The organism is Methylorubrum rhodinum, assembly GCF_014199935.1.
In the GTDB taxonomy this organism is placed as follows: Bacteria; Pseudomonadota; Alphaproteobacteria; order Rhizobiales; family Beijerinckiaceae; genus Methylobacterium; species Methylobacterium rhodinum.
This window is the reverse complement of sequence record NZ_JACHOP010000009.1, coordinates 144,338-170,748: the sequence shown is the minus strand read 5'-3', so window position 1 is coordinate 170,748 and position 26,411 is coordinate 144,338. Positions and strand designations below refer to the sequence as shown.

Sequence of the window (26,411 nt, the reverse complement as noted above, 5' to 3'; positions counted from 1 at the left end):
CATCACAGGCCGGACATATGGATGCAGGTCAGCGCAACCAGATCACCGCTCCAAACCTTGCGAGAAGGGGGCCGTCCACATATGGATTCCGGGTTCGCCTTCGGCGCCCCGGAATGACGGCCAGGATTCTTATGATAGGTCGCTGCGCCTTGGAGCGCGGCCGCTCACTCCGCGGCGGCCTTCGCGGCGGCGGGCTTGGCCGCCGGCTTCGGGGCGGCCTTCGGGGCTTCCGGCTGGATCGCGGCCTGCTGGTTCACGTCCGGCACGCGGGTCCAGGTCTGCGAACCGCACAGCACCTTGAGCATGCAGCCCTGCACGTTCAGCTCGGCCTCGCTCTCGCGCTCCAGGCTGACCTGATAGATCTTGCCCTCGTCGGCGTTGTAGATCTCGCCCGCGAAGGACGCGTCGTCGGGCTTGAGGTTGTCGAGCAGCGTCAGGCCGATGATCGGGCGGGCGCGCTTCTTCGGATCGGGGTTCTTGGCGTCGGTGCGCGGCGCGCCGGCATCGTCGATCGGCGATTTGAGCCACACCACCTTGCCGCAGGCGTTGGAGCCGCCGGGCCCGCAGCGGTCGATCCGGATCTTGGCGCGTCCGTCGCCCGTCAGCCACGTGCCGGAGAGGTCCTTGGGGGCTGCCTCGGCGGCGGTCGAGACCAGGAGTGCGGCGGCGGCGAGGCCGAGGCGGGCGGAAAGACGCATGGCAGGCTCCTGAGGCTGTGCCCCGGAACGGGGCGGGGGCTTTACGGAGATCGGCGGACCCGCCCTGGATGGAAGGCGGATCGTTCGCCCGGCAAAAGGCCCCCGCATTCGGGCGAATTTTCGGCGGTGTTGCGCAAAAGCCATGGCGAAGCCGGAAACGGCTCCGCTTTCCACGCCACCACCCGTTCCGAGCCATTGCCTGAAGCCTTGTCTCGCCGCTTGCCCTGCCCCTTGCCCCGCCCCTTGCCTCCCTTCGGTTGAGGCCAGCCGAACCCGCCGCTATAAGCCGCCCGCGCCGGCTGCTCCGCGCGTCGCGCGATCCTCTTTCCTCAGCACCGGACGACACCCATGGCCACCGAGCGCACCTTCTCGATCCTCAAGCCCGACGCCACCCGGCGCAACCTCACCGGCGCGGTCAACGCCGTGATCGAGGCCGCGGGCCTGCGCATCGTCGGCCAGCGCCGCATCCGCATGAGCCGCGAGCAGGCGGAAAAGTTCTACGAGGTGCACAAGGAGCGCCCGTTCTTCGGCGAACTCGTCGAGTTCATGACCTCGGGCCCGGTCGTCGTGCAGGTGCTGGAGGGCGAGAACGCGGTGGCCAAGTACCGCGAAGTCATGGGCGCCACGAACCCGGCCCAGGCCGCCGAGGGCACGATCCGCAAGCAGTTCGCCGAATCCGTGGGCGAGAACACCGTCCACGGTTCGGATAGCGTGGACAACGCCAAGGCCGAGATCGCCCAGTTCTTCACCGACGACCAGATCGCGGCTTAATCTCGGTCTCGTCGCATCCGAACGGATGCGACGAGGTTCGGCGGACGACCGCCGCCGCGCCGCCGCGCGGGCGACCTCTTCGAGGTCGATGGAACGGCATCCTTCGCCGGGCGGGCGTCGCCCGGCGGACTCACCCGCGCGACAATCGTGCGGCGCGCGGCGCATTCGGGAGCGGTGTGACTCTCCTGCGCTAGCGCCATGGCCAAGCTTGGCCGGAAACAGGATTCCGACGATTTCCCGTCATACGGATTCCTGTTCATGCGCTCATCGCTTCCGCGCACCGGCCGCCTCGTGCTCGCGGCCGGCCTCGTCTCGCTGCTCGCCGCCTGCAACACCGCGAGCCGCCCCGGCCAGTACGCCGCGCTCGAAGGCTACACGCCCGATCCGACGCTCAAGACGGCTTCGAAGTCCAACCTGACCGGCCGCGTGCGCAACGCCTGCGCCATCGTCCAGTCCCGCCTGCAGAAGGTCGAGCAATCGACGCTGACCGCGCCGTGCGGCTGCTACGCCGACCGCACGCTGGCCGCGCTGGACAAGGACGAAGTCGCCTCCTACCGGGCCACCGGCTACTTCAACGACACCGCCACCGCCAAGGCGCTGACCGCCCTCGACAGCTGCAAGCTGCCGCGCCCGGTCTGATCTTCGATCAAACCGGTTTCTTGGTCGGCCTCAGGCGCCGGCGCCCGCCTCCGCGGGCTTGGGCTTCCGCTCCGCTCAACGCCTCGGCTGAGAGCCGAGGCCCGCTGCGCTCTTCGCGCCGTGAAGCCGCTCACGCGGCTTCGAACGATGGCCTTGTCCTCACGCTCCCGGTCACGCTTCGGCCGGGAGCGTGCTCGGCGTCTCACCGCACCACGTAGACCTGCGTGCCCACCGACACCCGCTCGATCAGGTCGGCGATGTCGTGGTTGTACATGCGGATGCAGCCGTAGGACGCGAAGGTGCCGATCGAGCTGGGGCGGTTGGTGCCGTGGATCGCGTATTCGCCGCCGCGCAGCGTCATCGCCGCCACGCCCATCGGGTTGCCCGGCGAGCCGCCGCGGATGAGGTTCGGCAGCCAGGGCTTGTCGCGTTTCACCTCGCGGGGCGGCGACCAGTCGGGCTGGTAATACTTGCCGTCGATCTCGGTGGCGCCGCTCCACTGCTTGCCCGGCTTGCCGACCGCGACCGCGTAGCGGATCGCCGTGCCGTCGCCGTTGACGAGGTAGAGCCGGCGCTCGCTGGTGCGCACCACGATGCTGCCGCGGCCCATGCCATCGGCGAAGGGCACGATCTCACGGGCCTGCGCGGTCCCGACGCAAGTGCCGCCCAGGCACAGCCCCGCCGCGAGCGCGCCCGCCAGGGCCGCCCTGTACTTGCCTGATCCCAACATCGAAGTCCGCCTTTCCGAGCTTGAGCGTAACTCGGAAGAGCTTGGGCCGTTCCGTCTTGCCGCATTGCTTCACGCGGACTCGGATTCGCGGCGCCGTGCACCGCCGGCTGAAGTCACGGCGAATCCCCGGCTCGCGGGATCCGGTGCATTTTAAGTGTCGGGGTAAGAAGCGCCCTGCTCAGCGCTCGTGCAGGCGCGCGGCGTCCGGCGTGCGGGCCTGCCAGCCGTGGCGGACGAGTTCCGGGTCGGCGTGCTCCTCCTGCGGATGGCCGACGCAGAGATAGGCGACGAGGTCCCAGGCCTCCGGCACGTCGAGGAGGCGGGCGATGCGCGCCGGCTCGAGGATCGAGACCCAGCCGACGCCGAGCCCGTGGGCGCGGGCGGCGAGCCAGAAGGCGTGGACCGCGGCGACCGCCGAATAGCGCAGCATCTCCGGCATGGTGGCGCGACCGAGCCCGTGGCCGGCCTCCGTCGCGCCGTCGCAGAACACGGCGAGGTGGACCGGGGCTTCCCGGAGCCCCGCGAGCTTCAGGCTGGCGTAGAGGGCGCGGCGCTCGTCGGCGTAGCCGTCGCGCGCCTGCGCGTTGCAGCGCTCGAAATCGTTGGTCACGGCATCGCGGCGGGCGGGGTCGGAGACCCGCACGAAGCGCCAGGGCTGGCTGTTGCCGACGGAGGGCGCGAGCGCCGCGAGCGCGAGGCAGGCCCGCAGGCTGGCCTCGTCCACCGGGTCGGCGCGGAAGCGACGCACGTCGCGGCGCCACGCGAACAGGTCGCCGAGCCGCGCCCGGAAGGCGGCGTCGAAGACGGGCGGGCCGATCTCAGGCGGGGAGGGGGCGTCGGGCATCGTGACGGCTTCTGGCGTCGTTGCGGATCAATGGCAACGGCCGGAGCCCGGACGAAAAAAGGGCGGCGCTCCGAAGAGGCCGCCTGAAGTCCTTGGGTCTCGAAACCTCCGGGTGTCGGCGAGCCGGGTCCGGAATGACGCCCGAGGGCTGGGGAGCTCGGGTTTCAGGCACCACCCTGGGGACGCGCCGACGAGGTTTCAGGTCACACTTGATCGCGTCCCGGTGACCTTGGCAAGGCAAGATCGCGGCGAGACCGTGGCCGCAACACCCGACGGTGCGACGGCGCACATGATGCATTCACGTCGGTTGCGGCGGCGGGCGGAAAGCGCCCCGGCCATGCATGGCCGGCGAAGCACCTTGCCGGCACGGACCCGGCGGCCCATCATTCCCTCGAGAAGAAACGGCGGCCCGTCCGGGCCGATACTCCCCATTTTCGTGCCGCATCGGCTTATTCCGACGAGCCGGTGCCCACCTTTTCAGACCGATGCTCCAGGGAGCGACGATGAGCGAGGGGCCAAGCGCCGAACCGCGGGATTCGCAGGTGATCCCGTTTCCATCGAACGCCACGCCGCAGGTCGCCTTCCAGCGCGACGAATTGCGGATCCTGTTCAACCTCTACGGACGCCGCGTCGCGGAGGGCGAGTGGCGCGACTACGCGGTGGATTTCAGGCGCGACAAGGCGGTGTTCTCGATCTACCGCCGCGCTTCCGAGATGCCGCTCTACCGGGTCGAGAAGGACCCGAAGCTCGCCCGCCGCCAGGGCGCCTACGCGGTGATCGCGGCGAGCGGCCTCGTGCTGAAGCGCGGCCACGACCTCGCCCGCGTGCTGGGTGTCCTCGAAGGCCCGCTGAAGGCGGTCTGAAGTCCGGAGATTCCGAAGGGATCATCCCTTCGGCGGGGGGCGGGGCAGAGCCCCGCTTGATCTCACGCCTTGCGGAGTTGTCCCGCAGCCTCCGCCAACCGCCGGATTGCACTCGGATCGGGCTTGCCCGCGGGCACGACCCAGCTTCCGCCGACGCAGAGCACCGACGGATGGGCGAGCCAATCCGGGGCGGTGGCCTCGGTGATGCCGCCGGTGGGGCAGAAGCGGACTCGATGGAACGGGGCGGCCAGCGCCTTGAGCGCCTTGAGCCCGCCCGCGGCTTCGGCCGGGAAGAACTTGAAGCGGTCGAGCCCGTGGTCGAGGCCGCGCATGATGTCGGCCGAGGTCGCGACACCCGGCAGGTAGGGCACGCCGGAGGCCAGCGCCGCCTCCGTCAGCGGCGCGGTGAGGCCGGGGCTGACGATGAACTTCGCGCCCGCACCGATGCCGGCGTCGAGGTCGCGGGCGTTCAGCACGGTGCCGGCGCCGACCACGGCCCCCTCGACCGACGACATCGCCCGGATCACGTCCAAAGCCGCGGGGGTGCGCAGGGTGACCTCCAGCGCGGTGAGGCCGCCCGCGACCAGCGCCTCGGCGATCGGCACGGCGTCGTTCGCGTCCTCGACGACGAGGACGGGGATGACGGGGACGGAGCGCATCAGCGCGTCGATGGTGCTCATGATGGTCTCCTGCCCTGACGCGTGTCCCCTCCCCCTTGCGGGGAGGGGTAGGGGTGGGGGTGGTTCAGGATGAAGCGGGGCGGTGCCTTCTGCCCGACCCCCACCTCCTGTCCTCCTCCCCGCAAGGGGGAGGAGAGACCCGCGCTTTAACTGTGCGCGGCGTGTTCTCTCAAAGCCCGGCGGCCGCCAGCATCGCCGAGCCGCCGCGCTCGGCGTCGTCGGCGCCCTGGCGCATGAAGGCGAAGAGTTCGCGGCCGGTGCCGAGGCCGTCGGGCGGCCGGGTGGCGTCTTCGCGCGATTCCCACTCGGCCGGATCGACCAGCACCTCCAGGATGCCGTCCTCGGCGGAAAGGCGGATGACGTCGCCGTCGCGGATGCGGCCGATCGGGCCGCCGCCGACCGCCTCGGGGCTCAAGTGGATCGCGGCCGGCACCTTGCCGGAGGCGCCGGACATCCGCCCGTCGGTCACCAGCGCGACCTTGTGGCCGCGGTCCTGCAGCACGCCGAGCGGCGGGGTCAGCTTGTGCAACTCCGGCATGCCGTTGGCCCGCGGGCCCTGGAAGCGGACCACCACCACCACGTCGCCATCCAGCTCGCCGGCCTTGAAGGCGGCGATGACGTCGTCCTGATCGGAGAAGACGCGGGCCGGGGCTTCGATGGTGCGCCGCTGCGGCTCGACCGCGCTGGTCTTGAAGGTGGCGCGCCCGAGGTTGCCCTTCACCAGCCGCATCCCGCCGTCCGGCTGGAAGGGCCGCGCGGGCGGGCGCAGCATCGTGTCGTCGAGGGGCTCGGCGGGCGCGTCCTCGAAGGTGAGGCCGTCGTCCTCACCCGTGAGCTTCGGGTCGCGGGCGTGGTCGCGCAGGCGGGTGCCGGCGACCGTGACGATGTCGTCGTGCAGGAGCCCGGCATCGATCAGCGAGGCGATGACGTAGGACATGCCGCCGGCGGCGTGGAAGTGGTTCACGTCGCCCGCGCCGTTCGGGTAGACGCGGGCGATCAGCGGCACGGCGCCCGAGAGCCGGTCGAAATCCTCCCAGTCGACGACGATGCCGGCGGCGCGCGCCATGGCCGGGATGTGGATCGCGTGGTTGGTCGAACCGCCGGTGGCGAGCAGGCCGACGATGGCGTTGACGATCGCCTTCTCGTCGATGCAGCGCCCGAGCGGGCGGTAGTCGTTGCCGCTCCAGCCGATCTCGGTGAGCCGGTGGATCGCCGCGCGGGTCACCGCCTGCCGCAGCCGCGTGCCCGGATTGATGAAGGAGGCGCCTGGCATGTGCAGGCCCATCACGTCCATCATCATCTGGTTGGAATTGGCCGTGCCGTAGAAGGTGCAGGTGCCGGCCCCGTGATAGGAGGCGGACTCGCTCTCCAAGAGTTCCTTCCGCCCGACCTTGCCCTCGGCGAAGAGCTGGCGGATGCGCTGCTTCTCCTTGTTGGCGAGCCCCGAGGGCATGGGACCGGCCGGGATCAGGATCATCGGCAGGTGTCCGAAGCGCAGGGCCCCGATGATGAGGCCCGGCACGATCTTGTCGCAGATGCCGAGCAAAGCCGCGCCCTCGAACATGCCGTGGCTCAAGGCGACGGCGGTCGACATCGCGATGGTGTCGCGGGAGAACAGCGACAGCTCCATGCCGCGCTGCCCTTGCGTGACGCCGTCGCACATGGCGGGCGTGCCGCCGGCCACCTGCGCGGTCGCCCCCACTTCGCGGGCGAAAAGCTTGATCTGCTCAGGGTAGCGCCCGTAGGGCTGATGCGCCGAGAGCATGTCGTTGTAGGCGGTGACGATGCCGATGTTCATGGCGCCGCCCGCGATGATCGCCGGCTTGTCCTCGCCCGACGCCGCGAAGCCGTGGGCGAGGTTGCCGCAGGCGAGCTTGGGGCGGTGGACGCCGGCCTCGCGCTCGCGCCCGATCAGGTCGAGATAGGCGCGGCGGCTGTCGCGGGAGCGGGCGATCACGCGCTCGGTGACCGCGGCGACGTCCGGGTGAAGCTCCGGCATGGCGGATCAAGCCTCGTTCGTTTGCGGGTCACCCGCAAGAACGGGGCCCGGCTCGGCCCGTCCTTACCATGGAGCGGTTCGAAACGGGATCGCGCCGGAGGGAACGTTTCGGCGAGGTGTCAGCGCCTCTCAATCCGGCAGCGGTGCCTCGACGGTGAAGACGAGGCCGCGGGGGCGGTAGTCGATGGCGGCGCGGCCGCCGAACTCGGCCGCCAGCACGCGCTCGATCATGCGGGTGCCGAAGCCGACCCGGCTCGGCTTCTCCACCGTGGGGCCGTCGAGTTCCTCCCAGCGCAGGCGCAGCAGGGCGGGCGTCGCGCCCTGGCCGTCGGCGAAGTCCTTCGTCGGGCGGGCGTCGGGACGCTTGCCGTCGACCTCCCAGTTCAGGATCACCCGCCCCGAGTCGTTGGAGAGGCCGCCGTATTTGGAGGCGTTGGTGGCGAGTTCGTGGAGCGCCATCACCACGGCGAGCGTCAGGCGCGGGGAGAGCCGCACCTCCGGCCCGCCGACCCGGATGCGGCCGCGCGGGCTGACCCGGAACGGGCTCAGCGCCGTCTCCACCGCCTCGGCCAAAGTCGCGCCGACATCGCTCTCGGAGGTGAGGATGTCGTGGGCGCCGGCCAGCGAGTTGAGGCGGGCGTCGAGCGTCGTCTGCGCGTCCTGGATCGAGGCGGCGTTGCGCAGGGTCTGGTGGGCGATCGACTGCACCGTGGCGATCGAGTTCTTGACCCGGTGCTTCATCTCGGCGGCGAGCAGCGCGCGCTGCTCGTCGGCGCGCTTGCGCTCGGTCACGTCGAGCGAGATACCGGCCATTGAGAGCGGCGCGCCGTCGGCCCGGTAATAGGCCCGGCCGCGCAACTGCACCCAGCGCACCTCGCCGCCCGGCGCGGTGACGCGGTGCTCGACGTCGTAATCGGCCCGTCGATCGATCGCCGCCTGCATCGCGGCCTCCAGCTTCGGCCGGTCTTCGGGCACGACCGCCGCGACGAGGTCGCCGTAGGTGAAGGGCTCGCCCGGCGGGCGGCCGAAATTGTGCTTGCACAGCTCCGAGGCGACGAGGCGGCGATCTCCGAGATCGAGGCTCCAGGCGCCGAGGCGGCCGGCGGCGAGCATGAAGTGCAGGCGGCTCTCGCTGCGGTTCAGGTCGTCGTTGCGGCGCTCGACCTCCTGCTCCAGGGCGTCGCGGTCGCGCTGGAGCCGCACCAGCCGATCGCGCTCCAGCGTCACGTCGAACTGCGAGGCGAAGAAGTAGGTGAGCTGGCCGTCGGAATCGAAGACCGGCGAGATCAGCAGCCGGTTCCAGAATACCTCACCGCTCTTCTTGTGGTTCTGAAGGTCGATCTCGATCGGGATGCGGCGCTCGATGGCGTCGCGGATCTTCGCGACATCCTCGCGGCTCGTCTCCGGTCCCTGCAGGAAGCGGCAGTTGCGGCCCAGGATCTCGTCGCGACTGTAGCCGGTGAGCTTGGTGAAGGCGTCGTTGACGAAGACGATCGGGTTGTCGGGCTGGCTCGGATCGGTGATCAGCATCGGCATCCGCGTCGCCCGCACAGCGGCGGCGAAGGGATCGTTGCTCTTGGCGACGCGGTGGAGTTCAGCGTCGATCCGGTCGTGCTCCTGGCGGCTGGTCACGGTCAGCGTTGTCCCGACGGTTCCTCGAAGCAGTCGAACAGGCGGCCCCCACGCCTGCGGACAGGCTGCCCCCATATCATCTCAGGTCCTACACTCGCATCACAGACGCGAGAGTTCCACCGCTCGCCGGGGCTTCGCAGGACGCCGGGCGCCGGTCAACCCGACGCTTCGCGAGGGGTTCCTTCCTGGCCTCAGTCGCCGGCGCCCGCGTCCGCGGGCTTAGGCTTTCGCTTCGCTAGACGCCTCGGCTTTGCCGAGGCCCGCTCCGCGCGGCGCTCTTCGCGCCGCGAAGCCGCCGATGCGGCTTCGAACGATTTGCCTGCGCCGCCGATCATCCCTTCGCAGGCGCTGCGTAGAGCCCGGCATGGGTCTCGCGCAAAACGTTCTTCTGCACCTTGCCCATGGCGTTGCGGGGGAGATCCTCGGCGAAGAGCACGCGCTTGGGGCACTTGTACTTGGCGAGCCGCCCCTCCAGCGCCGCGAGGATGCCGGCCTCGTCGGGCGCGCCCTCGCCCGCCACCACCACGGCGGTGACGCCCTCGCCGAAATCCGGATGCGCCAGCCCGATCACCGCCGATTCGACGACGCCCGGCAGCGCGTCGATCTCGGTCTCGATCTCCTTCGGGTAGACGTTGTAGCCGCCGGTGATGATGAGGTCCTTGCCGCGTCCGACGATGTGGACGTAGCCGTCGCGGTCGACCTTGCCGAGATCGCCGGTGACGAAGAAGCCGTCGGGCTTGAACTCGGCCGCCGTCTTCTCCGGCATGCGCCAGTAGCCCTGGAACACGTTGGGCCCCTTCACCTCGATCATCCCGACCTCTTCCGCCCCGAGCGGGGCGCCGGTCTCGGGCTCGACGACCCGCAGGGTCACCCCCGGCAGCGGGAAGCCGACGGTGCCGGCCCGGCGCGCGCCCTCGTAGGGGTTCGAGGTGTTCATGTTGGTCTCGGTCATGCCGTAGCGCTCGAGGATCGCGTGGCCGGTGCGCTCCGACCATTCGCGATGCGTCTCGGCCAAGAGCGGCGCCGAGCCGGAGACGAACAGGCGGATATGCGCGGTCGCCTCGCGGGTCAGGCCCGGCTCCTTGAGCAGGCGGGTGTAGAAGGTCGGCACCCCCATCATCGCGGTCGCCCGCGGCAGCAGTTCCAGGATCTTCTTCGCGTCGAGGCGGGGGAGGAACAGCATGGTGCCGCCGGTGGCGAGCACGATGTTGGTGGCCACGAACAGGCCGTGAGTGTGGAACACCGGCAGCGCGTGGATCAGCACGTCCCGGGCGGTGAAGTGCCAGTACCCTGCAAGCGTGAGCGCGTTGGAGACGAGGTTGTCGTGGCTCAGCATGGCGCCCTTCGAGCGCCCGGTCGTGCCCGAGGTGTAGAGGATCGCGGCGAGGTCGTCGGGCCCGCGCGCCACGTCGGTGAAGTCGGTCGCGGCCGAGTCCGCGGCCTCGGCCATGCTGCCGCGCCCGTCGCCGCCGAGGGTGCGCACCTGCGTCACCCCTGCCTCACGGGCAACACCCAAGAAATCGGACTCGCGGGCGGGGTCGCAGACGAACAGGGCCGGCTCGGCGTCGCCGAGGAAGTAGGCGATCTCGGCGCCCGTATAGGCGGTGTTGAGCGGCAGGAAGACCGCCCCGGCCCGCACCGCGCCGAGATAGAGGAAGATCACCTCCGCGCTCTTCTCGACCTGCACCGCAACCCGGTCGCCGGTCTTCACGCCGAGGCGGGTCAGGGCGTCGGCATAGGCGGCGGAGCGGGCGAGGAGGTCGGCGTAGCTGTGGTGCCGGCCGTCGGGGACGGATTCGATGACCGTGCGCCCGCCCGGATCGGCCGGGAGATGGGCGCGCACGAGGTCGAACAGGTGGTTGCCGGCTGCCTCGGCCATCGTGTCCGTCTCCTGCCCGTTCCGACGCTTGGCGACCGCATTGGCGCAGGGCGGCGTTTCGTTCAAGCGGAGCAGGAACGCGTGGGCGGCGGAAAAGGGAGCGGGCGAAATCACACCGTGTCCGGGTGATCATGTCGGCGTCCGCCACAGAGGCGCGGCCCGCGCCGGGCGTCCCCGCGGATGACGGCCGCGGTCGAAGCGGAGGTCGCCGCCGAGCGCCGGACCGATCCGCCCTCACCCTCGGCGATCATCGCGCCCTCGAGCGTCAGGGCCTCGACCGCCGCGCCGAGGGCACCACCTTCGAAAGCCTCGATCATGTCTCGCGCGAGCGGCTGCGATACATGATCGCCTGCACCGAGATGCGCCCGCATCAGGGCCTCGGCGGCATCCCGAAGGCATTCCTGACCACCCCGCCGCGATCGACAAATTGCCGAACATCCACGGCAAGGGCGGCGGCGGGTTCATGGGCGCCGCGGCGCCCGTCAACGAGCAAAAACCCCCGCGGCCGGTCTGGCCGCGGGGAATGCCAGAATACTACGCCAGCCCGAGCTTCTGCGCGAGACCAATGCGCTGGAGCTTGCCGGTGGCGCCCTTGGGGATCTCGTCGAGGATCAGGATCTTGGCCGGGACCTTGAAGGCGGCCAGCCGCTCGGAGGCGAAGCCCTTGATGTCCTTCTCGGCGGCATGGACGCCCTCGCGCAGCACGATCGCGGCGCAGACATCCTCGCCGAGCTTGTCGTGCGGCATCGCGAAGGTGACGCATTGCGACACCGCCGGGTGGTCCATGAGGATCTCGTCCACCTCGCGCGGCGAGATTTTTTCCCCGCCGCGGTTGATGATCTCCTTGAGGCGCCCGGTGATCGTCAGGTAGCCCTCGGGGGAGAGCGTGCCCTGGTCGCCGGTGCGGAACCAGCCCTGCTTCGTGAACGCCTCGGCGTTGGCCTTGTCGTTGTTTTCGTAGCCCGTCATCACGTTGTCGCCGCGGATGACGATCTCGCCGGTCTCGCCCGCGGGCAGCGGCTCGCCGTCGGAATCGACCACCGCGATCTCCGGGCCCGCCGCGAGGCCGACCGAGCCGGGGTAATGGGGCTTGGGCGGCAGCGGGTTCGAGGCCATCTGGTGGGCGGCCTCGGTCATGCCGTAGGCCTCGATCACCGGCGCGGAAAAGGTCTCCTCCAACTCCTTCATCACCTGCGGCGGCAGCGACGAGGACGAGGAGCGGATGAAGCGCAGCGGGTTCCGGGCGATGATCTCGGCGTTGCGGGCGGCGCGGCCCAGGATTGCCTGATGCATCGTCGGCACGCCGGTGTACCAGGTCGGGCGGGTCTCATCCATCCAGGCGAAGAACTTCAGCGCGTTGAAGCCCGGCGTGCAGGAGACCTGACCGCCCGCCGAGAGCGGGGCCAGGATGCCCGCGATCAGGCCGTGGATGTGGAACAGCGGCATGATGTTGAGGCCGCGATCCTCCGCCGTGAACTGCACTGCGTTGCGGATGTTGCGCGCCGAGGCGCAGACGTTCCTCTGCGTCAGCGGCACGATCTTGGGCCGCGAGGTGGTGCCGGAGGTGTGCAGCACCAGCGCGATTTCTTCCGAACTGGCCGGGCCGCCATTGGCGGCGGGCTCGGCGGCCTCGTCGGCGAAGTGCAGCGAAAAACTGCCGGCACCTTCTTCGGGCGTCGGCTTCAGCCGCGCGACCGGCAGGCCGAGTTTTTCCGCCACCGCGGCGGCGGGCGTCGCCGAGCCGTCGGCGGCGATCAGCAGCTTGGCCTTCAGGTCGGTGAGGTAGAACTCGAACTCGTCGGCCTTGTAGCTCGGGTTGAGCGGCGCCGAGGTGGTGCCGGCGGCCACCGCGATGAAGGCGGCGGCCATCTCCGGCCCGTTCGGCAGCACGATGGCGACCCGGTCGCCGCGGCCGATGCCGCGGGCGTTGAGTTCGGCGACCGTGCGGTCGACGAGCGCACGGAGCGCCTGGAAGGTCAGCGGAACGCCGCCGGGGCTCGACAGGGCGGTGGCCGCGTCGTCGCCGGCCCGGATCAGGTCGTACAGGGTCGTGGCGGCCACGGGGGTCTCCTTGGCGGTCGAATCGGGGGAAGAGGCGGCGTTATCGGGCAGAAGCATCGGTCACGCTCCCTGGATCGCGAGGCGCCCGTTGGCGCGCTCCAGGCTCTGGGCGAGCAGGCGCATCAGGGCGAAGACGGTGTCGATATGCGGGGTCGGCGTGCCGGTGAGGCGGCCGAGCTCGATCACCGAGCCGACCAGCGCCTCCAGCTCGATCGGCCGGCCGGCCTCCACGTCCTGCAGCATCGAGGTCTTGTGCGGGCCGACCTTCTCGGCGCCCGCGATGCGCTTCTCGATGCCGAGCCGGAAGGTGACGCCGAGGCGGTTCGCGATGGTCTCGGCCTCGCGCATCATCTCGGCCGCGATCGCCCGCGTGTCGGGGAAGCGGCAGATGTCCTCCAGCGTGGCGTGGGTCAGCGCGGAGATCGGGTTGAAGCTGAGGTTGCCCCAGAGCTTGAGCCAGAGTTCGGCGCGGATGTCGCTGGTGACCGGCGCGCGGAACCCCGCTTTGCCGAGGCGCTGCGACAGGGCCAGCACCCGCTCGGACTTCGAGCCGTCGAGTTCGCCGAGGCCGAAGCGGTTGCCCTCGATCACCTTCACGGTGCCGGGATCGGTGAGCACGGTGGCCGGATAGACCACCGAGCCGATGACGTGCTTCGGGTCGAGGTTGTCGGCGATCAGCCCGCCCGGATCGGCGCTCTCGAGCCGCGTGCCCGCGTGCTCACCACCGTGCCCGCCCATGAAGTACCACCAGGGAATCCCGTTCTGCATCGTCACCACGACGGTGTCGGGGCCGATCAGGTGCTTCAGGTCGGCGGCGATGGGGCCGACCTGATGCGCCTTGACGGTGAGCAGCACGATGTCGTGGGCGCCCGCCTCCTGCATCGAGCGGGTCGCCTTGACGGATTTCGAGTGGATCTCGGTGCCGTCCTCCTCGATCAGGCGCATGCCGTCCGCGCGGATCGCGTCCGCGTTGGAGCGGGCGATGAAGGTCACGTCCTCGCCGGCCTCCGCCAGCCTGACCCCGAGAAAGCCGCCGATGGCGCCGGCGCCGACGATCGCGATGCTCATGTCCCTCACTCACCTGTGTTGCGCGGGGTCCCGTCGGGGGCCGCGCGGTCTCTCACGTTCCGGGCCGCGGCGGGTTCGTCGCTCCGCTTTCGGCCCGCCCTCATAAGTCTCGTCACCCTCGGCGCGTTGCCGGGCGCCTCACGCGAAGCGGTTGGCGAGCGTGCCGATGCCCTCGATCACGACCTCGACAATCGCCCCCTTCGGGATCGGGCCGGAGCCGACCGAGGTGCCGCAGGCGATGACGTCGCCGGGCTCCAGGGTCATCCCCTGCGAGATCAGCGCCACGAGCCGCGGCACCGGCATCAGCATGTCCGAGATCGGAAAGTTCTGGCGCTCGCGCCCGTTGACCAGGGTGCGCACGGTCAAGCTTTCGGGAGCGAGGCCGGTGGCGATCACCGGGCCGAACGGCCCGAACCCGTCGAGGCCCTTGGCCCGCGCCCACTGGGTGAAGCTCGCATCCGCCTTCAGGATGGGGGCCGAGGTCACGTCGTTGATGCAGGTGAAGCCGAAGACGTGGTCCGGGGCCTGCGCCTCCGACACGTCCCGCGCCGTCTTGCCGATGACGATGCCGAGTTCGCCCTCGTAGAGCGCCCGGCCCGCGGCCTCCGGCACGGTGACGGTCGCGCCCGACGGGCGGTAGGTGTTGGCCGGCTTGATCAGGAACAGGGGCGCCTCGGGCCGGGCCAGTTCCAGCTTCTCGGCGAGTGCGCCGAAATTGTTCCACAGGGCGATCATCTTCGAAGGCCGGCACGGCAGGTCGATCGTCACGTCCGCCAGCGGCAGGGTGCGGCCCGTCGCCGTCGGCGCGTCGAACAGGTCGCCCTCGAACACCGCCACGGTCTCGCCGTCGAGGCGGCCGAAGCCGGCCGCGCCGTCGTGGCGGAAGCCGATCCAGCGGGTCACGCCGTGATCCATGGCGGCGCTCATCGCCCGCGTGCCGCGGGAGCGGCGACGGAAGGAAGCGGGGCGGTCTCGACGGCCATGGACAGTCTCTGATCCTCTCGTTTCGGCGCGGGCGCCGCTTTGTCGTGAACGGCCGAACGCTATGCCGGCAGGTATTTTGGATACAGCATCCTTGACCCATCGAGCCGCGAAGGTTGACTGGAAAATATTTGGCCGGCGCGCAGAAATTTTTTGAAGCAGAGGGCGGGGCTTGGGCCGATGCGGGCGGTGCAGGCCAGGGATGCCCGAACCAATGCCCATAACCTATGCTGGGAACCAACGCTCGCGCTCACCGTTCCGCTTGCCGAGGGCGCCGCGATCCGGCGCACACAAGCTGAAGGGAGACAACCGATGAGCAGCACCACCGACAAGCTCAAGGGCCTCGCCAACGAAGCCGCCGGCAACGTCAAGCAGACGGTCGGCAAGGTGACCGGCAACGAGCGCCTGCAGGCCGAGGGCAAGGCGCAGGAAGTCGAGGGCAAGACCCAGCGCACCGTCGGCGAGGCCAAGGACGGCGTGAAGAACGCCGCCGACAAGATCAAGCGCAGCATCTGATCCGAACGGGCTTCAGGTTCTGACCACCGGAGCCGCACCCGTGCCGGGTGCGGCTCTTTCTGTTCCGGCGCCGATCCGAGCGTCGTCGGCTCGGCCCGCGCATTCCTGCGACGAGCCGGTGTCCACTTCGTCGGAATGCGCTCTCGCATCGGAGACAAATCCATGAACCGTGACCAGATCGAAGGCGGTATCCGCAACATCAAGGGCCGCGGGCGCACCGCGCTCGGCGCCGTGACGGGCCGCGCCCGGCCGCAGGTCGAGGGCGCCTACGAGCAGGTGGCCGGCGTCGCGCAATCGGCCTATGGCCGCATCCACGCCCAGGCCGAGGATCTGCACCGCGACGGGCGCCACTTCGCCGACGAGGCCGTGAGCCGCGGACGCTCGCTTCGGGACGAGGCCTACGAGCGTGGGCGCTCGCTGCGCGACGAGGCCACTCACCGTGGCCGCCGTTATGGCAGCGAGGCGCGCCGCCAGGGCCGCGCCCTGGTCGCCCGCGCCGAGGACAACCGCGGCACGACGCTCGCCCTCGTGGCGGCGGCGGCTTTCGGCCTCGGCTGGCTCGTCAGCCGCGGACGCTGAGCGTAGGCCCCGGCGCGCCCCGCGCGTCTCGTACGCGGGGCGTTGACGCCGCTGCCGTCTTGCCGTCCGAAGGGACGGCAACGCGGGCAAAGGCGAACCCAAACAAGATGCCGGCACGATCCTGGCTCGATCTGACGACCGAAGAGGTCCGCAGCCGCGACATGAGCCGCGCCATCGCGGTTCTGCCGGTGGCGGCGGTGGAGCAGCACGGGCCGCACCTGCCGCTCGGCACCGACACCGTCATCGCGCAGGGCTATCTGGAGCGGGTCGCGGCGCTCGTGCCCGAGGCGCTCGACGTGTGGCTCCTGCCGGTGCAGGCGGTCGGCAAGTCCGACGAGCACGACGCCTTTCCCGGCACGCTGACGCTGACCGCCGCGACCGCGCTCGCCGCCTGGACCGAGATCGGCGCCGGCCTGCACCGGGCGGGCTGCCAGAAGCTGGTCATCGTCTCCTCGCACGGCGGCAACAGCGCGCTGATCGACCTCGTGGCGGGCGAGCTGCGCGGGCGGCTCGGGATGCTGGCGGTGACGACCTCGTGGAGCCGGCTCGGCCTGCCGGAGGGGCTGTTTCCGGACGGCGAGATCCGCCACGGCATCCATGCGGGCGGGATCGAGACCGCCCTGATGCTGGCGCTGCGGCCCGACCTCGTGCGCAGCGATGCGATCGCGGACTTCCCGCCGCGCACGGTGGCGATGGAGGGGGAGTTTTCGCTGCTGCGCGCCGGCCGCCCGGCGGCCTTCGCCTGGAAGACGCAGGACCTCCACGCCTCGGGCGCGCTCGGCGACGCGCGCCTCGGCAGCGTGGAGAAGGGCCGGGCCGCCCTGGATCACGGGGCGCGCGCCTTCGTGACCCTGCTCGGCGAAGTGGACCGCTTCCGCCTGTAGAGGTGAGGTCCGACGGGCGGGCCTCCGGCTGCGGGCCGAAAAGAGCGTTGCCCTCGAAGAAGGGCTCCGAATGCCGTGCGACGATGGGACCCCTCCTTCGAGACCGCTTGGCGGCACCTCGAGATGGAAGGGGGTGATACCGATCGGCCAGGTCCATGATTCAGCGCCGATGGCCCGCGCGACGGCGCGGCGGCGATCGTACGCCGGACGCATGGAGCAGGCCCATCGGTCCTGATCCGTGCAGCTTGGTATAGGAGGAGACCCCCAGGTCAGACGGGCTCTCGGCGCGTCGGAAACCAGTTGCCGTGAAAGCCCGGCGGGATCCGGTGCGGCAGCCGGATCGTGGCGACCGGCGGAGCCTCGAAGGCGCGCGCGTCGAGGATGGCGAAGTCCGTCGTCTCGGTTCCCCTGTCGACGACGAGCCCCAGGAGCCACCCCTCGTCCTCGCCCGCGTCGGGGGCGGCGGGCACGAACACGAACTCGCCGGGGACGCGGTCGCCGCCGAAATCGTGCACCCGGCGCTCGCCCGTCCGGCAATCGTGCTTGTAGATCTGCGTCGCGCCTGTGAGTTGCGGATCGCCGTCGGGCGGGACCGAGACCGCGTAGGCGTAGCGGTGGCGCTGCCCGAAACGGCGCTCGTCGATGCGGGGAAACTCCTGCGGCGTCGGGTCTATCACCCGCCGCTCGACCCGCCGCGTCGCCGGGTCCGCGGTCCAGCGCTCCAGCCGGCCCGGTTCGTCGAAGCCGCCGCCGGCCGAGGCGAACACTCTCGGGTAGGCGATCACGTCGAGGATCACCCGGCCGTCCGCCTCGTCGAAGGCGTTGGCGACATGGAAGACGTAGCACGGCTCCACGTCGCACCACGCGATCTCGGCTGCCGTGCCGTGCCGCGGGAGCAGGCCCACGCGGGCGCGGTGGGACGGGTTCCAGCGGAACGGCAGGCGGTAGCCCGCGAGCAGGGCCCGCATCGAGAAGGTCAGCGGCAGGTCCAGCACGATGGCGAAGCGCGCAGTCAGCGCGCAATCGTGGATGCAGGGGCCGTGCTCGACCGGGATCGCCACGTCGCGCACGACGCGGCCGGCGGGCGAGAGGACCACGTGACGGACGCTGTCCCAGACGGCGCCGTCATAGGCGATCGCGTGGGTCTCGGCCGTGAGCGGGTCGCGATGCGGGTGACCCGAGAAGGACCCGGCCAGCGTGCCGTCGAACGGGTTGTAGTTCTGCGCCTCCAGGGTCTCGGACAGCGCGACGGGGAAGCTGCCGGCCTCCACCACGGCGAAGGCGCGCCCGCCGATCTCGACGACGTTCGTGTTGACGGTGTCGTTGCGGCCCCGTCGCGGTCCGGGCGCCGCGGGCCGGCCGAGCGCAGCGGCGGCGAGGCGCGAACCGATCCAGCGGTTGCGGTACCACCGGGCGCGGCCGTCGGTCAGCGCCAGACCGTGCACCATGCCGTCGCCGAGGAACCATTCGTGGGCCCGCGCCGCGGGACGAACGGGGTTGGCCCCCATCTTGAGATACCGGCCGTCGAGCCCCGCCGGGATCGATCCGGTGACGGTCAGGTCGGTGAGCGTCAGCTCCTCGCGCATCGGCGCGTGGATGCCGACCGTGAACGGACTCGGGGCCCTCGGCAGACGCCACCGGTTGCAGGCCGCCACCAGCGCGACGCCGCGCTCCGCCACGGCGCGGACGGCCGATCGGACCGGGTTGGACATACGATGCGCTCTCCGGGCGTCGGGCGGACGTGCCATCGTGCCAACGGGATCGATCTCGCGATAGGGGCGGGGCGGCGAGATCGCGTGCGGCACCTTCGGCCCCGGGCGGTCGACACACCGGCTGTCGATCGAATCCGGCCGTCGCTCCGGACCGCGCCCTGAAGCGCCGGCGGTTCCCGATCCTCGAACTCGCCGACACCGACCGCCGCCCGACGCCGAACTTCGGCAGGGCACGAGGCCCGCCGTGGAGGCTCGATGCGGCATCCACGGCGGGGGGAGGGGGCTCCGGGGCTTCCTGCCGTCAGCGGGCCCGGGCGAGCCAGGCCATCATGGGCCGCGACTGCCAGCGCGCCGCCGCCAGGAGATAGACGAGCGAGGCGAAGTGGCCGGCCGTGACCGCCGCCGCCGCGCCCGTCACGCCGGCATGCTGCATCAGCGGGATGACCACGGCGAGCGAGACCATCATGCTGATCCCGAGGGATTCGAAGATCACCCGGGTGTTCTGCTTGGCGCGGAAGTAATGCCCGACGAGGTCGCGCACGAGGATCACCAGCACGCCGATCGAGAGGACGCGCAGGCAGCCGGCATAGGCCGCGTAGTCCGGGCCGAAGATCAAGGTCAGCCACAGCTCAGACGGGCCGGCGAGGAGCGCCAGGATCGCCACGATCGGCGCGCCGAGGCGGATGCCGGCCGTCATCATGTAGCGCCGCAACGCCTCCTCGCCGCCTTCCGCGTGGGCGCGGGCGGCCCGGACCGGCAGGACGTTCTCGGTCGCGCTGAGCAGGATCAGCACGGTGCCGACGAGGTACTGCGCCGCCCTCAGACCCCCGAGGGCGTCGAGGCCGAGCGAGGAGCCCGCGACCATCCAAACGAGCTGTTCCTGGGCGAAGGTCACGAACACGATCGGCAGGAGCCAGCGGGCGATCGGCGTATGGCGCCGGCTCAGCGCCCCGAGCTGGATCGAGGCCGAATCCCTCAGGAGCGGGCGCCCGACCGCGATCATGAACGGCAGGCTGGTCAGCAGGGAGGTGAGCGCCAGCATCCCGACGAAGCCGTTGACCCCGACCGTGCCGTGTTCGAGCCAGATCAGCCCGGCCGCGAGCGGGAAGCTCGCCGCGCGGGCGAGATCCATGCCGAGCGCCCGCATGCCCTTGCCCCGGGCGAACAGGAGGCGGCGCAGGGTGAACTGGAGGTTCTGCGCCAGCATCAGGGCGCAGGCGGCGGTGAACGCCGCGGGCGACATCTGGCCACTGAGCGTCAGGGCGAAGACCACGAACACCGCCCCGGGAACCGAGAGCAGGAAGGCGGCGATCAGGATGTTGGCGCCGTAGATGCGCGAGATGGAGCCGCGGGCGCCCGCCAGCGTCATCATCGGCGCGGTGATGAGGGCGTTGTGCAGCCCCTGCGCGAACGAGATCACGATGAGGATCATCGCGAAATGGCCGAACTCGACGATGCCGAGCAGGCGCGCGGCGGCGATGCCGCTGACGAAGCCGAAGCCGCTGACGACGCCCTGATCGGCCAGCGAGACCAGGGCGGCGGGCGGACGGCGGACGAGCTTTTTCGCGCGCAGGCGCAAGCGTTCGGCGAGCGGGGGAGAAGCGGCGTCTTGCATCGGATGCGGTCCGCTCAAAGCGAGATCGGGAGGAGAAACGTCGTCCGCGTGCCCCCCCGTGGCCATGCGGTGCCCCGCGGCCGCGCCGGCCTGTGCCATCCGGGAGCGGGCCCCGGCGTCGAGATCGTCAGATGACCCGTCATGAACACCGCTTCTCTTGGCCTGTCCCGGCGGGGGACAGATGCTGCGCACGTGGCCGATCGGGCGCAAGCCACGGGCCAGCCGAACCAGTAATCCGCATCCGCATCGCGCAATGCAGGGCCTTATTTCAGAATTAACCACCGTCCATCAAAGTCGATTCTGGCGGACTACAGAAATGAACCGAAACAATGTAAGGGAGATGGTACGACGAGGTGGGCATGTATCATTGGGTCAAGACCGCGTTGCGCGACACTCCGGTCCTGCGTGAGCTGACCCTACGGGGCGGCTCGCTGCTGCGCTCGCTCGCCTGCGCGGAGCCGGGCCTGTACACGCTCTGCTACCATCAGGTGCCGGAGGCGCTCCAGGAACGCTTCGCCGACCAGCTCCGCCATCTCGGCCGCCACGGCGACTTCATCGACGCCGACACCGCCTATGAGCGGCTCGCCGCGGGCTGGCCGGCGCGGGACCGCGCCTTCCTGATCAGCTTCGACGACGGCTACGCCGACAACCGCGACGTGGCGATGCCGGTCCTGACCAGCCTCGGGCTGCCGGCCATCGTCTTCCTCGTCAGTGACTGGCTCGACGCGCCGCCCCAGGCCCCGGGCGAGCGCCGCTACATGGACCGCGCCGACGTGGCGGCGTGGCTCGCGGCGGGGCTGCAGATCGGCTCCCACGGGGCGCGTCACCTGCGGCTGAGCGGCCTCGCCCGGGACGAGATCGTCTCGGAATTCACCCGCTCGCGCCGCGACCTCGCGGCGCTCGCCGGCCGGCCGGTCGATCACTTCGCCTGTCCCTGGGGCGTGGCCGTCCACGATTTCGACCCCGTCCGCGATCCGGCGCTCGCCCGGGAGGCGGGCTATCGCACCTTCTTCACCACCCGCCGCGGTCATACGAGCCGCGCCGAAGACGCCTTCCTGATGCCGCGCCACGTGGTCGAGCCGCACTGGTCGGCCTTCGAGTTCGAGGCCTTGCTCGGGGGATCGCGGCTCAGGAGGCGCAGCGATGGGACGGCCTGAGCGCGTGCCGACGGTTTCCCGGGCGGACATGTCCGAGCGGCGTCCGGTCGTCGTCGTGACGGGGGCGCTCGCGCCCTACACCCACGTTCTCTACGAGCGGCTGGCCGAGCGGCTCGACCGGCCGCTCCACGTCCTGTCCTGCACGCCGCGGGAGGCCGCCCGGCAATGGGTCGTGGAGGCGCCGCGCCTGTTCCGGCACGCGGTGCTGCCGGGCCTGCGCTGGCACCGGGACGCGGTGCGCAACCTCTACGTCAATCCCGCGGTCGTGACGCGGCTGGCCGCCCTGAAGCCCGCGGCGATCGTGCTCAACGACTTCTCGCCGACGATGCTGATGGCCTCCGGCTACGCCCGGCTCGCGCGCATCCCCTACCTGATCCGCACCGACGGGGTGCCGGAGACCGATCCGGGGCAGCGCTCCGCGCCGCATCGCTGGCTGCGCCGGGCCATCGTCTCGGGCGCGCATGCCGGCATCGGCCCGAGCGCGGGCAGCGCCCGGCTGCTCGCCCTCTACGGGATCGCGCCGGAGCGCTTCGCGACGAGCCCGCTGTTTCCGGCTTGGTCGCCCGCGGGGCCGCCGCCGCCGGATGCCGAGCGGCCCTACGATGTCCTGTTCTGCGGCATCCTCAACGAGGAGGTGAAGGGGGCGCGTTTCTTCACCGACGTCGTGCTCGGCTGCGCCGCGCGGGGGCGGCGCCTGTCCGTGCGGGTCGCGGGCGACGGGCCGCTGCGGGACGAGATGGAGGCGCGCTTCGCGCAAGCCGGCATCGCGGCGCGGTTCGACGGCTACCTGACGCAGGGCGCGCTGCCGGCGGTCTACGCCTCGGCGCGCCTGTTCCTGTTCCCGAGCCGGGGCGACGTCTGGGGCGTCGTCGTGCACGAGGCGCTCCAGAGCGGGACCCCGGTCCTGGCCTCGCCCCATTCCGGCATCGCCCGCGACCTCGTCGCTGTCGCGGGCTGCGGCGCGGTGCACGACCTCGACGCCGAGTCTTGGATCGCCGCGACGCTCGACCTGCTCGACGACGTGCCCCGCCGCCGCGCCCTGCGCGAGGCCGCGTCCCGGGCGCTCACGGACTACACGCCGGAGGCGGCGGTGCGCGGCTATCTCGACGGTTTGCGGTCGATCCTCGCGGCCAATCCATGAGAAGGCCATGACGATGCGAGGCCTCGCGCTGCCGATGCTCGGCTTCGCCCTGCTCTGCGCGCCGGCCTCCGCCGCGGGGACGGAGCGCGTGATCCGCGTGCGGCCGCCGATGGACCTGCATCGGGCGCTCGACGAGGCCGCTTCCCTGCGCGCCCGCGATCCGGGACGACCGGTCGCGATCGAGCTGTCCTCCGGGCTGCACCGGCTCGCCCGCTACGCCCGCATCGGTCCCGAGCATGGCGGCCGAGAGGGCGCGCCCCTGGTGATCCGGGGGGGCGCGGACGGCACGACCCGCGTGGTCGGCAGCGTTCCGGTCGAGGCCGTGGCGCTGCCCAGGGACCTGGCCGCGCGCCTTCCGGCCGCCGCGCGGGGCCGGGTGAAGGCGTTCCGGCTGCCCGAGAGCCTGTCCGCGCGCCCGCGCATCCGCCCGCCGCGCCTGCTCGGGCCGCCGCCGCCGCCGCTCACCTTCGAGGTCTTCGACGCGCGCGGCGCGCTGGCGCCGGCGCGCTGGCCCAACGACGGTTTCGCCCGCGTCACCGCCGGGCCCGAGGCGGCCCGCCCGAGCATCCGGCTCGAAGGCGCCAAGGAGGGAGCCAAGGAGGGAGCCAAGTCCGAGGCCAAGTCCGAGGCGTGGCGCGGCGAGGCCGATCTCTGGGTCGAGGGCTACTGGAGCTGGGGCTGGCTGTTCGAGACGATTCCCGCCGAGGTGCCGTCGACCGGCCCGGCGCTGGTGCGGCTCGGCGCGAAGCCCTACGAGGGCATCCGCCCGATCGCCCGCGCCCGCATCGTCCACGCGCTCGCGGAACTCGACACGCCCGGCGAGTGGTGGCGGGACGCCAAGCGCAATCTCCTGCTGGTCTGGCCGCGCGACGGGGCCGGCGCTGTCGAGGTGTCGGTCTCCGACACGCTGATCAGCCTGGAGGGCGCCTCGCATGTCCGCATCGAGTCGCTGCGGCTGGAGCGGACCCGCGGCGACCTGCTGGCGGCGCGCGGCGGCGGCGACATCCTCGTGCGCAACAGCGCGCTCGGCTGGTCGGGTCTGCGCGCGGCCGTGTTCGAAGGCGTGCAGGGCGGCGGCCTGGAGGCCTGCGCCATCGCGGATACCGGCTTCGGCGCGGTGCGGCTCGTGGCCGGCGACCGGCCGAGCCTGACCCCCGGCGGCCTCGTCCTGAAGGACACGCGCCTGACCCGGCATGCCCGCCTGTCGTGGACCCAGAGCCCGGCGGTCGAGGTCGACGGCGTCGGCAACCGGGTCGTCGGCAACTACTTCCACGATGCGGTCGACTACGCGGTGTACCTGCGCGGCAACGACCATCTCGTGGCCGACAACGAGATTACGCGGCTGCTCGACGGCGCCACCGATTCCGGCGCGATCTATGCGGGCCGGGACTGGACCGCGCGGGGCTCTGTGATCCGCGGCAACTTCCTGCACGACATCCGGACGAAGCCGGGCTTGGAGGTCAAGGGCGTCTATCTCGACGACATGGCGAGCGGCCTCACCGTCGAGGGCAACCTGTTCCTGCGGGTCGACCAGCCGGTCTTCATCGGCGGCGGGCGCGACAACGTGGTGTCCGGCAACGTCTTCGCGGATGCGAGCCCGGCGATCCACGTCGATGCGCGGGGCCTGAACTGGGCCGCCCCCTCCGTCGCCGATTCGACCTCGGAGATCCGCACGGCGCTTGCCGCGATGCCGACAGGCTCCGCCCTGTGGCGCCGCCGCTACCCGCCGCTCGCCGCCATCCTGGCCCGCGAGCCCGGCTCGGCGCGGGACAATCGGCTGACCGACAACGTGTTCTGGTGGAGCGCGCCGTTCCGCTACGAGCCGCCCGCGCGCCCGGGGGACCAGATCGTCGCCCGCAATGTCGAGGCGGCGCGGACGCGACCGCTCGCCGGCGGCTCGGACCCGGCCGCCTTCGCGGCCCCGCCGGTCCAGGGCGGGAACTTTCGCCTCGACACGGCGCGGATGCTGCGCTCGGGGCTGCCGATGGCGCCGAGCCCGCGGCGCTGAGGCGGATTCCCCTCCCCCTTGCGGGGAGGGGTCAGGGGTGGGGGTGGTTCAGGAGGAACCGCTCCGGTGCCTTCTGCCCGACCCCCACCTCCTCCCTCCTCCCCGCAAGGGGGAGGAGAGGCGCTTCATCCTCGCGACGTCGAGCATGATCGAGGCGTAACCCCGCCTATTCTCCCGGATCGGCACAGCCCAGTTCGGCGAGGCCCGCAACGGCCCCCGACTCCCTCAGCCCAACCCTCCGCCACCCCGATTCCTGTCCCTCCGCGACACACCCCGCGCGGCAGCGCCCTTGCACTCCCTCCGTCCAACGTCCGGGCCCGTCCCGGGCGGAGCGGATGGGCGGTCGCGAGGCCGCCGAGACGAGAGGAACCGGACTCAGGGCCGGTTTTGTGGAATGACGAGCCACCTCAGCATGCGCGGAGCCGTGCCGCTCTCCTCCTTCGACTGGCGCGACGAGGCCGCCGGGCGGTCGCGCTCCGTCAGCCCGCGGCAGGTGATCGGGATGATCGGGCGGCGGCGCTGGCTCGTCGGCCTCGCCCTCGTCCTCGGCCTGCTCGGCGCCGGCCTGTTCGTCGCGACGATGGAGCCGCGCTACGTCGCCACCGCCCAGGTCATCATCGATCCGCGCGGCCTGCGCGTCGTCGAGCGGGAGGTGACGCCCAACGTCGACAACGCCGACGCCCAGGTCGCCACGGTCGAGAACGAGATGCGGGTGCTGCGCTCCAGCGCGGTGCTCGACGCCCTGATCACCCGCGAGCGCCTCGATCGGGACCCCGAATTCGTCGGCAACCCGCCCGGCCTGCTGCGCCGGGCGCGCACCGCGATCGCCGATCTCTTCGGCGCCGCCTCGGCCCGCGCACCGGACCCGCAGCGGTCCGCGCTCCAGGCCCTGGAGCGCAAGATCGCGGTGCGCCGCGCCGAGCGCAGCTTCGTCATCGAGGTGACGGTCGCCACCCGCGACCCCGACAAGTCGGCCCGGATCGCCAACGACCTCGTCGCGATCTACACCGAGCAGGCGAACAAGACCCGCGCCGACCTCGCCCGCCGCTCCGGCGCCTCCCTCGACGACAGGCTCGCGGAGCTGCGCGCCGCCGTGCGCAAGGCCGAGGACAAGGTCGAGACCTTCAAGAGCGCGCACGACCTCGTCAGTGCCGACGGCACGCTCACCCGCGACCGGCGCCTGCGCGACCTCAACGCCCAGCTCGTCACGGCGCGGGCCCGCTCGACCGAGGCGCAGGCCCGGATGGAGCAGGCGAGCGCGCTCAACGGCAAGCTCGACGGCCTGAGCGAGGCGGTGCAGTCGCAGGCCGTGATGCAGCTGCGCGGCCAGATCGCCGAGACGCGCCGCCGCCGGGCCAACCTCGCCAACGTGCTCGGGCCGCGCCATCCCGACCTCGCCTCCGCCGGCCGCGAGATCGACGCCCTCCAGGAGCAGCTCGATCAGGAGCTGCGCCGGATCGGCGACGCCGCCCGCAACGACTATCGCCGCGCCAAGCAGACCGAGGAGGAGCTGCGCCGCACCGTCGAGTCGATGTCGCGCGCCTCCTTCGCCGACAGTCGGGCGCTGACCGAGCTGCGCGAACTGGAGCGCGAGGCCGAGGCGCGCCGCACGCTGTTCTCGCAATACCTCGTGCGCTCCCGCGAGCTGACCGAGCAGACCCAAGTCGACCTCAACAACATCCGCGCCATCAGCGCGGCGATCCCGCCGGACCAGTCGACCAACCTGAGCAAGGCCGTCATCCTCGCCCTCGGGACGATCATCGGCGGCGTTCTCGGCCTCCTCCTCGCGATCCTTCTCGGCGTGCTGCGCGGCGAGGCGCGTGCGGAGACCGACCGGGAGTCCGAGGCGGACGCCGCCCGTCCGTCGCCGACGGAGCCGCCGTCGCGGCCGGCCGGCGCCTGGGCCCTGCGGGATTTCCGCTGAATCCGTCCGGTTAAGCCTGCCGCGCGAAAC

23 protein-coding genes are annotated in these 26,411 nt (G+C 71.4%); 10 read left to right on the top strand and 13 right to left on the bottom strand.

Annotation, left to right across the window (positions count from 1 at the left end; translation table 11 throughout):
• Window positions 1–164: 164 nt before the first annotated feature.
• A complete protein-coding gene (locus HNR00_RS12840; RefSeq protein ID WP_183569815.1) occupies window positions 165–698 on the bottom strand; it encodes a DUF2147 domain-containing protein in 534 nt (177 codons plus the stop codon).
• Between the two features lie 348 nt (window positions 699–1,046).
• Between HNR00_RS12840 and ndk the strand changes: the two genes are divergently transcribed.
• Window positions 1,047–1,469 carry a nucleoside-diphosphate kinase gene (gene ndk / locus HNR00_RS12835; RefSeq protein WP_183569813.1) on the top strand — a complete coding sequence of 141 codons (423 nt, stop codon included), beginning with the start codon at window positions 1,047–1,049 and terminating at the stop codon, window positions 1,467–1,469.
• Between the two features lie 258 nt (window positions 1,470–1,727).
• Window positions 1,728–2,108 (top strand): hypothetical protein, encoded by a 381-nt coding sequence (locus HNR00_RS12830; RefSeq protein ID WP_183569811.1) that lies wholly within the window; start codon window positions 1,728–1,730, stop codon window positions 2,106–2,108.
• A 202-nt stretch (window positions 2,109–2,310) separates the two neighbouring features.
• Here the strand turns inward: HNR00_RS12830 and HNR00_RS12825 are convergent, their stop codons facing one another.
• Both HNR00_RS12825 and bluB read right to left on the bottom strand, forming a co-directional pair.
• Entirely contained in the window at window positions 2,311–2,838 is a 528-nt protein-coding gene (locus tag HNR00_RS12825) for a L,D-transpeptidase (protein WP_183569809.1), read from the bottom strand.
• A 178-nt stretch (window positions 2,839–3,016) separates the two neighbouring features.
• Window positions 3,017–3,682 (bottom strand): 5,6-dimethylbenzimidazole synthase, encoded by a 666-nt coding sequence (gene bluB / locus HNR00_RS12820; protein ID WP_183569807.1) that lies wholly within the window; start codon window positions 3,680–3,682, stop codon window positions 3,017–3,019.
• A 503-nt stretch (window positions 3,683–4,185) separates the two neighbouring features.
• On the opposite strand from bluB, the gene HNR00_RS12815 reads away from it, so the two are divergent.
• Entirely contained in the window at window positions 4,186–4,545 is a 360-nt protein-coding gene (locus tag HNR00_RS12815) for a DUF2794 domain-containing protein (protein ID WP_183569805.1), read from the top strand.
• 62 nt (window positions 4,546–4,607) lie between these two features.
• Here HNR00_RS12815 and eda read toward each other — a convergent pair whose 3' ends face one another.
• From eda to HNR00_RS12775, 8 genes are all read right to left on the bottom strand, one after another.
• Window positions 4,608–5,225, bottom strand: a complete 618-nt coding sequence (eda, locus tag HNR00_RS12810) for a bifunctional 4-hydroxy-2-oxoglutarate aldolase/2-dehydro-3-deoxy-phosphogluconate aldolase (protein ID WP_183569804.1) — start codon at window positions 5,223–5,225, stop codon at window positions 4,608–4,610.
• Window positions 5,226–5,394: 169 nt separating this feature from the next.
• Complete coding sequence (edd, locus tag HNR00_RS12805) at window positions 5,395–7,224, bottom strand: phosphogluconate dehydratase (protein WP_183569802.1); 1,830 nt, start codon at window positions 7,222–7,224, stop codon at window positions 5,395–5,397.
• A 129-nt stretch (window positions 7,225–7,353) separates the two neighbouring features.
• Window positions 7,354–8,856, bottom strand: a complete 1,503-nt coding sequence (locus HNR00_RS12800; RefSeq protein ID WP_183569800.1) for a PAS domain S-box protein — start codon at window positions 8,854–8,856, stop codon at window positions 7,354–7,356.
• 331 nt (window positions 8,857–9,187) lie between these two features.
• On the bottom strand, window positions 9,188–10,735 hold the full coding sequence (locus HNR00_RS12795) for a malonate--CoA ligase (RefSeq protein WP_183569798.1): 1,548 nt from the start codon (window positions 10,733–10,735) through the stop codon (window positions 9,188–9,190).
• A gap of 110 nt (window positions 10,736–10,845) precedes the next feature.
• Complete coding sequence (locus HNR00_RS12790; RefSeq protein ID WP_183569796.1) at window positions 10,846–11,106, bottom strand: hypothetical protein; 261 nt, start codon at window positions 11,104–11,106, stop codon at window positions 10,846–10,848.
• 163 nt (window positions 11,107–11,269) lie between these two features.
• Window positions 11,270–12,853 carry an acyl--CoA ligase gene (locus HNR00_RS12785; RefSeq protein WP_183569794.1) on the bottom strand — a complete coding sequence of 528 codons (1,584 nt, stop codon included), beginning with the start codon at window positions 12,851–12,853 and terminating at the stop codon, window positions 11,270–11,272.
• Between the two features lie 3 nt (window positions 12,854–12,856).
• The gene (locus HNR00_RS12780; RefSeq protein ID WP_183569792.1) at window positions 12,857–13,864 is read right to left on the bottom strand and encodes a 2-dehydropantoate 2-reductase; all 1,008 of its coding nucleotides are present in this window, start codon (window positions 13,862–13,864) and stop codon (window positions 12,857–12,859) included.
• Between the two features lie 138 nt (window positions 13,865–14,002).
• The gene (locus HNR00_RS12775) at window positions 14,003–14,767 is read right to left on the bottom strand and encodes a fumarylacetoacetate hydrolase family protein (protein ID WP_183569846.1); all 765 of its coding nucleotides are present in this window, start codon (window positions 14,765–14,767) and stop codon (window positions 14,003–14,005) included.
• A 390-nt stretch (window positions 14,768–15,157) separates the two neighbouring features.
• Between HNR00_RS12775 and HNR00_RS12770 the strand changes: the two genes are divergently transcribed.
• The 3 genes from HNR00_RS12770 to HNR00_RS12760 all read left to right on the top strand — a co-directional run bounded on the left by HNR00_RS12770 (window position 15,158) and on the right by HNR00_RS12760 (window position 16,824).
• Window positions 15,158–15,361 (top strand): CsbD family protein, encoded by a 204-nt coding sequence (locus HNR00_RS12770; RefSeq protein WP_183569791.1) that lies wholly within the window; start codon window positions 15,158–15,160, stop codon window positions 15,359–15,361.
• A 162-nt stretch (window positions 15,362–15,523) separates the two neighbouring features.
• The gene (locus HNR00_RS12765; RefSeq protein WP_183569789.1) at window positions 15,524–15,940 is read left to right on the top strand and encodes a CsbD family protein; all 417 of its coding nucleotides are present in this window, start codon (window positions 15,524–15,526) and stop codon (window positions 15,938–15,940) included.
• 107 nt (window positions 15,941–16,047) lie between these two features.
• The gene (locus HNR00_RS12760) at window positions 16,048–16,824 is read left to right on the top strand and encodes a creatininase family protein (protein WP_183569787.1); all 777 of its coding nucleotides are present in this window, start codon (window positions 16,048–16,050) and stop codon (window positions 16,822–16,824) included.
• A gap of 269 nt (window positions 16,825–17,093) precedes the next feature.
• On the opposite strand, the gene HNR00_RS12755 is transcribed toward HNR00_RS12760, so the two are convergent.
• A complete protein-coding gene (locus HNR00_RS12755; protein ID WP_183569785.1) occupies window positions 17,094–18,536 on the bottom strand; it encodes an 8'-apo-carotenoid 13,14-cleaving dioxygenase in 1,443 nt (480 codons plus the stop codon).
• 301 nt (window positions 18,537–18,837) lie between these two features.
• On the bottom strand, window positions 18,838–20,151 hold the full coding sequence (locus HNR00_RS12750; RefSeq protein ID WP_183569783.1) for a lipopolysaccharide biosynthesis protein: 1,314 nt from the start codon (window positions 20,149–20,151) through the stop codon (window positions 18,838–18,840).
• Window positions 20,152–20,510: 359 nt separating this feature from the next.
• On the opposite strand from HNR00_RS12750, the gene HNR00_RS12745 reads away from it, so the two are divergent.
• The 4 genes from HNR00_RS12745 to HNR00_RS12730 all read left to right on the top strand — a co-directional run bounded on the left by HNR00_RS12745 (window position 20,511) and on the right by HNR00_RS12730 (window position 26,381).
• Window positions 20,511–21,308, top strand: a complete 798-nt coding sequence (locus HNR00_RS12745) for a polysaccharide deacetylase family protein (protein ID WP_183569781.1) — start codon at window positions 20,511–20,513, stop codon at window positions 21,306–21,308.
• A gap of 28 nt (window positions 21,309–21,336) precedes the next feature.
• Complete coding sequence (locus HNR00_RS12740) at window positions 21,337–22,449, top strand: glycosyltransferase family 4 protein (protein ID WP_183569779.1); 1,113 nt, start codon at window positions 21,337–21,339, stop codon at window positions 22,447–22,449.
• Window positions 22,450–22,456: 7 nt separating this feature from the next.
• Entirely contained in the window at window positions 22,457–24,457 is a 2,001-nt protein-coding gene (locus tag HNR00_RS12735; protein WP_183569776.1) for a right-handed parallel beta-helix repeat-containing protein, read from the top strand.
• A 394-nt stretch (window positions 24,458–24,851) separates the two neighbouring features.
• Entirely contained in the window at window positions 24,852–26,381 is a 1,530-nt protein-coding gene (locus HNR00_RS12730) for a GumC family protein (RefSeq protein WP_183569774.1), read from the top strand.
• Window positions 26,382–26,411: the final 30 nt, after the last annotated feature.

Coding starts and splice junctions, on each gene's coding strand:
- HNR00_RS12785 (WP_183569794.1), bottom strand. CDS start 12,853: ATGCTTCTGCCCGATAACGCCGCCTCTTCCCCCGATTCGACCGCCAAG.
- HNR00_RS12745 (WP_183569781.1), top strand. CDS start 20,511: ATGTATCATTGGGTCAAGACCGCGTTGCGCGACACTCCGGTCCTGCGT.
- bluB (WP_183569807.1), bottom strand. CDS start 3,682: ATGCCCGACGCCCCCTCCCCGCCTGAGATCGGCCCGCCCGTCTTCGAC.
- HNR00_RS12780 (WP_183569792.1), bottom strand. CDS start 13,864: ATGAGCATCGCGATCGTCGGCGCCGGCGCCATCGGCGGCTTTCTCGGG.
- HNR00_RS12755 (WP_183569785.1), bottom strand. CDS start 18,536: ATGTCCAACCCGGTCCGATCGGCCGTCCGCGCCGTGGCGGAGCGCGGC.
- HNR00_RS12740 (WP_183569779.1), top strand. CDS start 21,337: ATGTCCGAGCGGCGTCCGGTCGTCGTCGTGACGGGGGCGCTCGCGCCC.
- HNR00_RS12730 (WP_183569774.1), top strand. CDS start 24,852: ATGACGAGCCACCTCAGCATGCGCGGAGCCGTGCCGCTCTCCTCCTTC.
- HNR00_RS12795 (WP_183569798.1), bottom strand. CDS start 10,735: ATGGCCGAGGCAGCCGGCAACCACCTGTTCGACCTCGTGCGCGCCCAT.
- HNR00_RS12770 (WP_183569791.1), top strand. CDS start 15,158: ATGAGCAGCACCACCGACAAGCTCAAGGGCCTCGCCAACGAAGCCGCC.
- HNR00_RS12830 (WP_183569811.1), top strand. CDS start 1,728: ATGCGCTCATCGCTTCCGCGCACCGGCCGCCTCGTGCTCGCGGCCGGC.
- HNR00_RS12815 (WP_183569805.1), top strand. CDS start 4,186: ATGAGCGAGGGGCCAAGCGCCGAACCGCGGGATTCGCAGGTGATCCCG.
- HNR00_RS12825 (WP_183569809.1), bottom strand. CDS start 2,838: ATGTTGGGATCAGGCAAGTACAGGGCGGCCCTGGCGGGCGCGCTCGCG.
- HNR00_RS12750 (WP_183569783.1), bottom strand. CDS start 20,151: ATGCAAGACGCCGCTTCTCCCCCGCTCGCCGAACGCTTGCGCCTGCGC.
- eda (WP_183569804.1), bottom strand. CDS start 5,225: ATGAGCACCATCGACGCGCTGATGCGCTCCGTCCCCGTCATCCCCGTC.
- HNR00_RS12760 (WP_183569787.1), top strand. CDS start 16,048: ATGCCGGCACGATCCTGGCTCGATCTGACGACCGAAGAGGTCCGCAGC.
- HNR00_RS12765 (WP_183569789.1), top strand. CDS start 15,524: ATGAACCGTGACCAGATCGAAGGCGGTATCCGCAACATCAAGGGCCGC.
- ndk (WP_183569813.1), top strand. CDS start 1,047: ATGGCCACCGAGCGCACCTTCTCGATCCTCAAGCCCGACGCCACCCGG.
- HNR00_RS12840 (WP_183569815.1), bottom strand. CDS start 698: ATGCGTCTTTCCGCCCGCCTCGGCCTCGCCGCCGCCGCACTCCTGGTC.
- HNR00_RS12735 (WP_183569776.1), top strand. CDS start 22,457: ATGACGATGCGAGGCCTCGCGCTGCCGATGCTCGGCTTCGCCCTGCTC.
- edd (WP_183569802.1), bottom strand. CDS start 7,224: ATGCCGGAGCTTCACCCGGACGTCGCCGCGGTCACCGAGCGCGTGATC.
- HNR00_RS12790 (WP_183569796.1), bottom strand. CDS start 11,106: ATGCGGGCGCATCTCGGTGCAGGCGATCATGTATCGCAGCCGCTCGCG.